Origin of the sequence: Flavobacterium sp. HTF (genome assembly GCF_003105115.1) — a bacterium.
In the GTDB taxonomy this organism is placed as follows: Bacteria; Bacteroidota; Bacteroidia; order Flavobacteriales; family Flavobacteriaceae; genus Flavobacterium.
Genome location: NZ_QETH01000128.1, coordinates 1 through 9,763, shown reverse-complemented (window position 1 = coordinate 9,763; position 9,763 = coordinate 1). Strand labels below are relative to the sequence as shown.

Annotated in this window: 4 protein-coding genes; all 4 read right to left on the bottom strand. The window is 36.1% G+C overall.

Annotated features, from left to right (window positions below; all coding sequences use genetic code 11):
* Positions 1–80: 80 nt before the first annotated feature.
* Positions 81–2,369: a GH92 family glycosyl hydrolase gene (locus tag DCO46_RS21205; RefSeq protein WP_116754475.1), complete on the bottom strand. Its 2,289-nt coding sequence runs from the start codon at positions 2,367–2,369 to the stop codon at positions 81–83.
* A gap of 238 nt (positions 2,370–2,607) precedes the next feature.
* Positions 2,608–4,881 carry a GH92 family glycosyl hydrolase gene (locus tag DCO46_RS21200; RefSeq protein WP_116754474.1) on the bottom strand — a complete coding sequence of 758 codons (2,274 nt, stop codon included), beginning with the start codon at positions 4,879–4,881 and terminating at the stop codon, positions 2,608–2,610.
* A 116-nt stretch (positions 4,882–4,997) separates the two neighbouring features.
* Positions 4,998–6,515, bottom strand: coding sequence for a SusD/RagB family nutrient-binding outer membrane lipoprotein (locus tag DCO46_RS21195; protein WP_116754476.1), 1,518 nt, complete (start codon positions 6,513–6,515; stop codon positions 4,998–5,000).
* A gap of 10 nt (positions 6,516–6,525) precedes the next feature.
* Positions 6,526–9,615, bottom strand: coding sequence for a SusC/RagA family TonB-linked outer membrane protein (locus DCO46_RS21190; protein WP_243416377.1), 3,090 nt, complete (start codon positions 9,613–9,615; stop codon positions 6,526–6,528).
* Positions 9,616–9,763: the final 148 nt, after the last annotated feature.

The window sequence follows — 9,763 nt, the reverse complement described above, 5'->3', positions numbered from 1 at the left end:
CTTTAAAACACTTACAAAATATAATGGTCTTTTTATTCTCAGTAAATAAAAAGACCATTATTAATCATTTTGATTTTAAATTATTTTTTGGAAGCTGAATAGGAATATGGATAATCACTGACCGATGTACCGCGTTGTAAATTAGGAGAGTCATTCATGTCAAAATTTAACTCCCCGCCTTTTAATAAATCAAAATGGCTGATATAGTTTTTTTCATGATTGGAATTATTCCATTTTAACTTGTTGACATATCTGTTTGTTTCAGAATTATCCGGAGCGTTTATAATAAGTTCTTTTCCATTTTCAAACTGTACGGTTATTTTCTTAAACAACGGTGCTCCAAGAACATATTCATCCGTTGCGGGACAAACGGGGTAAAATCCCATGGCAGAGAAAATATACCAGGCAGAAGTTTGTCCGTTATCTTCGTCTCCACAATATCCGTCCGGAGTTGGTTTATACAAACGGTTCATGACTTCTCTTGACCAGTATTGGGTTTTCCAGGGTTCTCCTGCATAATTGTATAAATAAATCATGTGCTGAATTGGCTGATTTCCGTGGGCATATTGTCCCATATTCATTATTTGCATTTCGCGAATTTCATGAATTACAGATCCGTAATAACTATCATCAAAAACCGGCGGCGTGGTAAAAACGGCATCTAATTTGGCTGTAAAGGCTTTCTCGCCTCCCATTAAATTGATCAGCCCCTGAATGTCATGAAAAACGCTCCAGCTGTAGTGCCAGCTGTTTCCTTCTGTAAAGGCATCTCCCCACTTAAACGGATTAAATTTTGCAGGAAAGCTTCCGTCTTTGTTTCTCCCACTCATCAGGCCGATTGCAGGATCGAATACATTTTTATAATTCAGCATTCGCTTTTCCAATAACTTAATTTCCTTGTTCGGACGATTTAACGCTTTCGCTAATTTCCAGATGGCAAAATCATCATAGGCATATTCTAACGTTCTGGCGGCATTTTCATTGATTTCTACATCATAAGGTACATATCCCAGCGTATTGTAATACTTCACTCCTTTTCTACCTACTGCATCCATTGGCCCTTCGTTATTAGCGCCATGCTGCAAGGCCTCATACAATGTATTGATGTCATAACCTCTTAATCCCTTCATATAGGCATCAGAAACTACAGAAGCAGAATTATTCCCGACCATTACATTTCTAAAGCCAGGACTCGACCATTCGGGTAAAAAACCTCCTTCTTTATAATCGTTTATTAATCCTTCCTGCATTTCTTTGTTTATAGAAGGATACACGAGATTTAATAAAGGATATAGTGCCCTGAAAGTATCCCAAAATCCGGTTCCGGCAAACATATAACCGGGCAAAACCTTGCCATTGTAAGGGCTATAGTGTATAATAGCACCGTTTTTATCTATTTCGTATTGCTTTTGCGGAAAACAAACGGTGCGGTATAAACAGGAATAAAAAGTCTTTAATTTTTCCTCATTATTGTCTTCAACGGTTATTTTTCCGAGGACTTTATTCCATTCCTTTTTAGATTGTGCAACAGTTTCATCAAAAGTTGATGAGCCCAGTTCGTTTTTTAAATTTAACTCCGCCTGTTCTGTACTGATAAAAGAAGAAGCTACTTTTACATTTACTTTTTCTCCTTTGCGGGTTTTAAATCCAATTACTGCACCTACGTGAATGCCTGTTGATTCTAATTTATCTTTGGTCAGGGTTTTGTCCATCCAGGTTGAATTCGTAGCAAATGGTTTGTCGAACTGCAATACAAAATAATTTTTAAAGTTCTCCGGCACACCGCCGCTATTACGGGTTGTATAGCCAATAACTTTATTTTCCGAAGGAATTATTTTGATGTAAGATCCTTTGTCAAAAGCATCAATTATAATGGATGAGTTTTCATTATCAGGAAATGTAACCTGAAAATGCGCGGCCCTTTCTGTTGTTGTAATTTCTGTTGTAACATCATAATCAGCAAGATAAACGCTATAATAATAAGGTTTTGATGTTTCGGCCTTATGGCTAAACCAGCTTGCTCTTTCTTCTTCGTTAAAAACGGTTTTACCAGTTACCGGCATAATCGAAAACTGCCCGTAATCGTTCATCCAGGGAGAGGGCTGATGGGTTTGTTTGAATCCCCTGATTTTTTCTGCGGTATAAGTATAAGCCCAGCCATCGCCCATTTTTCCGGTTTGCGGCGTCCAGAAATTCATTCCCCATGGCCTGCAAATGGCGGGATATGTATTTCCGTTAGAAAGATTGTGCAAAGATTGTGTTCCCATTAAAGGATTTACATATTCAACAGGATCTATGGTTTTATTTTGTGCATTTATCAAGACACAAAATTGCATTAGTCCTAAAAAAATTAAATGCTTTATTTTCATAATTTTTATGTTGTAAAATGTGAAATGTACTGTGAGTATATTTTAGACTTTAGACTTTAGACTTTAGATTTTAGACTTTGGATTTTAGACTTAAGATTTCAGACTTAAGATTTCAGACTTAAGATTTCAGACTTAAGATTTCAGACTTAAGATTTTAAATGTTTAAATACCTACAAGGTTTTAAAAACCTTGCAGGAAAGGCATTCCAATCTAAAATCTTAAATCTAAAATCTTAAATTTAAAGAGGTCTGTCTTCTTTTTTTACTCCCCAGGTTGCCGATGGTTTGCTTCCCATATATAATTTAAGTTCTCCCCCTTTTACGATCATTTCGTGTGTGATATAGGATTTTGTATACGGTTTACCGTTATATTCTGCTTTCTGGATGTAAATATTTGTGGCGCTGTTGTTTATTGCATTTAGTGTAAATGAATTTTCTTTATAATGAATGACAGCATTATTTACTAACGGACTTCCTAAAACATAAATTCCGTTTGCGGGATTGACAGAATAAAATCCCATAGACGATAAAATATACCAGGCCGACATTTGGCCCAAATCTTCATTTCCGCATAAACCGTCCGGTTTTGTCGAATAGAATTTCTGGTCAATTTCACGGATTAATTTTGCTGTTTTCCACGGCTGCCCGGCATACGCATATAGGTATGGAATATGATGGTTTGGTTCATTTCCCTGCGCATACTGGCCTATCAGTCCACTAATATCAGGTGAAACATCTTCTCCTTCTACTTTATCGGTCAATAAAAACAAGGCATCTAATTTGGCCAGGAATTTATCTTCGCTTCCAAATAAATCAATTAAACCATACGGATCCTGAGGCACGAGCCAGGTATACTGCCATGCATTTCCTTCTACATAATCATCTTTACGGTGTACGGATGAAAGCGGATTAAACGGCGTTCTCCAGTTTCCATTTGCCAGTTTTCCACGCATAAAAGTGGTTTCTTTATCAAAATACAGTTTATACAAATTAGCTCTTTTAGTAAAATAGGTATAATCTTCTGTTTTGTTTAATGCTTTGGCCATTTGGGCAATAGAATAATCATCAATGGCATATTCTAAGGCATTTCCAACGGATTCTATCACTTTATCGGCCGGAATATATTCTAACTTCTGAATATAATCCATTCCGTCGCGTGTTTGCATGGCTGTTTTTTTCATCGCTTCATAAGCCAGTTCAACATCATAATCACGATAGCCTTTCAGATAAGCGTCTGCAATAACGGCAATGGAGTGATTTCCGTTCATGGTATTGGTTTCATTTCCCATTAAATGCCAGACCGGTAATCTTCCCTGTTGCTGATAAATAGCTAAAAAAGATTTAACGATATCATTCATTTTTTCCGGTTGTGTAATGGTATATAAAGGATGCAAACCGCGATAGGTATCCCAAAGGGAAAAAGTAGTGTAGTTGGTAAAATTGGCTTTTTCGTATACTTTCTTATCTGTTCCTCTGTAATCTCCGTTTACGTCATTAAAAACAGAAGGTGCAAACATGGTATGATACAACGAGGTATAAAAAACTTTCATTGTTTTGTCGTCTGCTTTGATCTGAATTTTGTTCAATTCTTTGTTCCATTTTGCAGTGGCTTCTTTTACGATTTTATCAAAATCCCAATTTGGAATCTCGGCATTTATATTTGCGGAAGCGTTTTCAGAACTTACGGGAGAAATCCCGACTTTTACTAAAACCTGTTTATTTTTTAAGGTTTTAAAATCTAAGACTGCTTTCATTTTTAAACCTTCGCCTTCATTTCCTCTTATCGAAGCAATGCTGTCATACAAAGCAATACTGGTAATGGGTTCTGAAAATTCCATTGCAAAATAAATTCGTTGGTCTGTTGCCCAGCCTGTAGAGTAACGATAGCCTACAATTTTGGTTTCATTTATTTTTTTAATAAACGTTTTTACGGGTTTGTCCCATCCTATACCGTCTGCAAGATCTAAGAGTATGTGTGAATCGGCAGCAGTATCAAAAGTATATTTATGAAAACCAACTCTTTCGCTGGCTGTTAATTCTGCCTTAATTTTATATTTGTCTAAAACAACGCTATAATAACCGGGTGTTGAAACTTCATTTTTATGAGAGAAATAAGAACCGTAACCGTTCACCATATCTTCTTTTGTCCCTTTTGTAAGGGCAACTTTTCCTGATACCGGCAACAATAAAATATCGTTTAAATCTCCGATTCCGGTTCCGCTCAAATGCGTGTGTGTAAAGCCTAATATGGTATTACCTGCATAATTATAGCCACTGCACCAGTCCCAGCCTTCAAAAATATTTACGGGTCCTAGCTGCACGGCACCAAATGGGACATTCGCACCTACAAATACATGCCCGTGACCGGCTGAACCAATTATTGGATCTACATATTTGGTGTAATCCAAACTATTTTTTTTTGATTTTTTTTCCTGCGAAATTGCCGTACTGACAGCAAATAAGCTGAAAACGAAAATGAAGCTAAAAACTATTTTGTTACATTTTTTTGACATAGATTTTTTTTTGAAAAGATTCAAAGGGTCAGAAAAACAAAGTTACGAAGGTTTTAAATCATTTTCCTTCCTAAACTTTGTTCCTTTGCCTTTGTTTCTTAGTAACTAAAATTTATTTAGATTTTATCCCACCAGATTCTGGTTGTCATTCTGTCTAATCCCTGACGTCTTATTGCTTCCTGATAATTGTCTGCATTTGTTAGAAGCTCTGACTGGTCGTAGATTAACCTTCTCGGAATTGTTCCGTTTGTTTCTCCTGTAGGATCGTTAACGGGAACTAAAACCGGATATCCTGTTCTTCTGTATTCTGAGAATGCCTCAAAACCATTAAACAATAATACAATCCATTTTTGGGTAATAATCTGCTCGATTTTTTGTGCATCGGTTCCCGCAGATTTAAAAGGATATGTGGTGATATAAGTATTGTACTCCATATTTGTAACCGCCGGTACTTTATCTCCAAAAATAGTCAGTATAGTCATTGCTGCCCTTACACCGTCTTCATAATGTTTTTGAGCAGATTCACCAACACTCCAGCCTCTAACTGCTGCCTCTGCCAGTATGAATTTAACCTCTGCAAAAGACATAATCAAAGTAGGTGCATCTAAACGCAATACTGTAGAGGTATTAGGATCTGAGAAAACTTTTTTGTCTCCACCCGGAAAGTCACTAGCATCATTGGCAAGGCCTTGTTGATTCGCCGGATTGTTATCTCCGGTTGCTTCTAATTTAGCATAGATTCTTAAACGCGGATCGTTTGTATTTTTCAATAAATCGATAAATGTTTTACTGAATTTTATATTTGATTCTCCTTTGTTCAAATCATTTGTAACCCATGCAGAAGTGATAGGATTAGTTCTAACTCCCTGTGGACCTGCATCATGTTTTAAAACAAGACTGTCATCATTTGAAGTAAAAACACCTTTTGAAACTGCTTTTTCTACATATTCTTTCGCTTTAGCCGGATTTACTTTAGACAAGCGCATTGCTACTCTAAGCATTACAGAATTGGCCAGTTTTTTCCATCTTGTAACATCACTTTGGTAATATAAATCTGCCGCACCAACAAAACCTTTGTTAGCATCTAATGCTGTTCCGGCTTCATCTAATTCTTTCAAAAGATCATTGTAGATCGCTTCCTGAGTGTCATATTTTGGGGTAAAAATATTTCCATTGTATCCTTTTCCGGCTTCGAAATAAGGAACTTCTCCGTAAGTATCTGTTAATTTTTGATACATAAGAACCTTCATGATTCTTAAAGCCTGAATTGCATTTGAATTTTCATCTGTGTTTGGCAAAACCGACAATAACTGGTAAATCTGATTCAGTCCTTTTCCATAAGTTTCTCCAAAAAGAGCCGCTGAATATTCAGAAGAATAGGTGTATTTTGAACCCGCTCCTCCCGGTGAAGAAAATTGCTGTACGATTTGTGCGGCATAAATATTATTTCCTCTTGTATTCGAAAAATCCTGACCGTCAACATAAATCTCAGCCAATGTAAACATCGATTTTATTGCAGGTTCTGTTAGCGCGTTTGGATTTGTGTTCATTTCTTCAAACCCCTTATCGCACGATGCTAATATTAATGTACTAAAAATTGCAGTACAAAATATTTTTATATATCTATTTTTCATTTTTTTATTATTAGAATTTGACATTAAGTGTTACACCATAATTTCTTGTCAAAGGCATAGAAGCTCTTTCAAGTCCCTGAGCATTACTGTTATTATAGTTTGACTCTGGATCAATGTTTGAAACTTTGTCATAAATTGTCCATAAATTATGGGCAGAGAAAGCTAAACTGATTGATTGGAAAGGTGTCTTTTTGAGGTAATCTTTTGGAAAATTATAGCTAAAAGAAATTGCTCTTAGTTTTACAAAATCAGCATCGTAGACAAAATTTGATGTTACATCACTATAACTTCTCCAGTAATCGTATGCAGAAACGTTTGTGTTTACGGGATTTCCGTTTGTATCAGTTCCTGAAACAGCAACTCCGCCTTCACGGCCTGGTAGTGAAGCTTCAGATAATCCGTAACGCATTCCTAACTGGTTTGTTGCAGAATAAATTTCTCCTCCAAATTTAGCATCTACAAAAACAGAAAGTGTGAAATTTTTATAAGTAAAATCATTTGAAAGCCCCATTGAAGTTGGTGCAACACCTTGTCCTGCAATGATTAATTTTCCTCTTAAGAATTTACCACTCGGGTCAAGTACAATGTTTCCGTTTGCATCTCTTAAATAATCGTAGGCTTTTATTACACCAAAAGGCTGTCCTTTTTCTAATACTACAGAAGCTCTTGCATCTCTGTTATCATCTAACAATTTAGTTGGAATATTATCTGAAAGATTAACAACTTCACTCTCGTTGTAAGCAAAATTGTATCCAACGCTCCAGCTAAAATTCGATGTTTTTACTGCTTTTACATTTATCGCAAATTCAACACCTTTATTTAGAATTTCTCCAACATTAATTTTTGTAGTTCTATAACCTGAAGCTTTAGAAATATCAGCATCGGCAATATCATTCGTTGTTCTTTTTTGGTAAAAAGTCAAATCTGTACTTAATCTGTTGTTGAAAAACGTATTTTCAAAACCAAATTCGATTGTACTTACATTATAAGGTTTTAAAAATTTGTTTGGAACTGTTTCTCCATTTATACCTAAAATTGGCTGACCTTGCGAATCTGTTTGTCCGTCTGGCGTAATATAAGTTAATGATAATGCATAAGCATCCGGCAAGGCTCCACCAACATTACCCCAACCTGCTCTAATTTTACCATAAGACATCCATTCCGGTAATTTAATTACTTCAGAATAAATAAAACTAGTACTTACAGATGGATAAAAAGTACTGTTGTTTGAAGGATCTAAAGTTGAAAACCAATCTTCGCGACCTGTCAAACTTACATATAAGAAATCTTTGTACCCTAAATCAGCTGAATAAAAAAGTGAGTTTACCTGACTTTCAGAAAATAATTTTTCTGTTTTTACAGGCTGGGTATTTGCGTAAAAATACTTGAAGGGAACAATAAAGTTATTTCCTCTCATTTTAATCCCACTCATTCTATTATCCTGACGGTTTGCTCCAATAAAGGCATCTAAAGAAAGATTTTTAACGATATCACCTTTGTATCCTATATAACCTGAGGCATTAAACTCAGAACGGTTTTGAACTGTGTTTTCATAAGCTCCGCCTGGAGCGTAGTTAATTCCGGTTGGTTCAATCTCTGTAAATTCATAATTAATATCATCGATACCAAGAACAGCTTTTGCGTAAATTTTATCAGTAATGTTATAATTTACTTTTGCAGAACCTATAAAACGTTTTCTAAGATCATTGTTCAGGTCTTGCTGTGTTGCGAAATATGGATTTGTCTGATATACATTTGATTGAAAATAATCTGCTTCTCCTCCATTTGCATCATAAGGATTATTGATCCATCTAATGTCTGTTCCCGGAGTCATGAAAGTAATTGGGAAAGATGGATTTCTTGGAGAGTCATTCAAATAAGGTCTGTTATGACTTTTCTCAGAAATATATTGTGCATTTGTCTCGATGCTAACTTTTTTGTTTGGAGCCGAATTTAAACTCAAAGTCACGTTATTTCTTTTGAAATTTGTTCCCGGAAGGATTGATTCATCTTTAGTATTTCCAAAAGATAATCTGAAATTAGTAGTTTCGTTTCCTCCGGAAATTGCTAAAGTATTACTGAAAGAATATCCGGTTCTGTAGAAATTTTTAACGTTGTCTTGTCCATATGCCTGATATGGTCTTGTAATTCCATCGATACCAATAGATGGAGTTCCGTCGTATTTATCCCCCCAGGCAAAATAGTAGCTGTCTCCAACTTGCTGCTGACTTGGAAATCTTGTTGCAACGCCATTTACAGGCTCTCCGGCTCCGTATTGATCTTGCCAATGTAAAAGAGTTGCCGGTGTATTGAATGTAGAATTTGTACTAAAATCTACTCCAATTCCAGTTCCGTTTTTACCTTTTTTAGTTGTAATAAGAATAACACCATTAGATCCTCTGTATCCGTAAAGTGCAGAAGCGGCACTACCTTTTAATACTGACATAGACGCAATATCATCCGGATTGAAAGATGACATACCATCTCCTTTATCAGCTCCTCCATACATTCCTGCATTTCCTTGCTGTGTATTATCAATTGGAATTCCATCTACAACATACAAAGGCTGGTTTAATCCGGAGGCCGACGTAGCACCCCGAATGACCACACGGCTTGAACCCGATGGCCCTGTAACCGGTGCAGAAACGTTTACCCCGGCAATTTTTCCCTGAAGGGCGTTTCCGAGATTAATTTCCTTATTTTTTGTCAGGTCATCGCCTTTTAGTTCACCAACGGCGTAACCTAAACTTTTTCTTTGTTTTTTAACTCCAAATGAAGTTACTACAACATCTTTCAATTCCTGCGCATTCTCTAACAACGTAACAGAAACTCTGTTTTCATTCTCCTGAAGCACCACAGACTTTGAATCAAAACCTATGGAAGATACATTCAGGGTCACTTTACCTTCGGGTACATTCATCTTAAATCGGCCTTCTGTGTCAGTAATGGCGCTAAATGGTTTTCCCTGAACCTCAATGGATGCAGCAACAACTCCCTTGTTATCCGCATCAGTCACTGTGCCTGTTATTAATCGGTTTTGTGCAACAGCTCCTACACTACTGAACAATACGATTCCTAACACTGCTAAAATTCGTTTCATAAGCATTTTTTTTGGTTTAAAATTTGTTTTGATTTTTGTTTGTTAATTAACTAGTTGTTTTAAAAAATTAAAAATATTTGAACTCTACTTGTAATGAAAAACTTTTTGTTATAACTGCTGAACCCAAAAGGCGCAGGTATTTTTATGT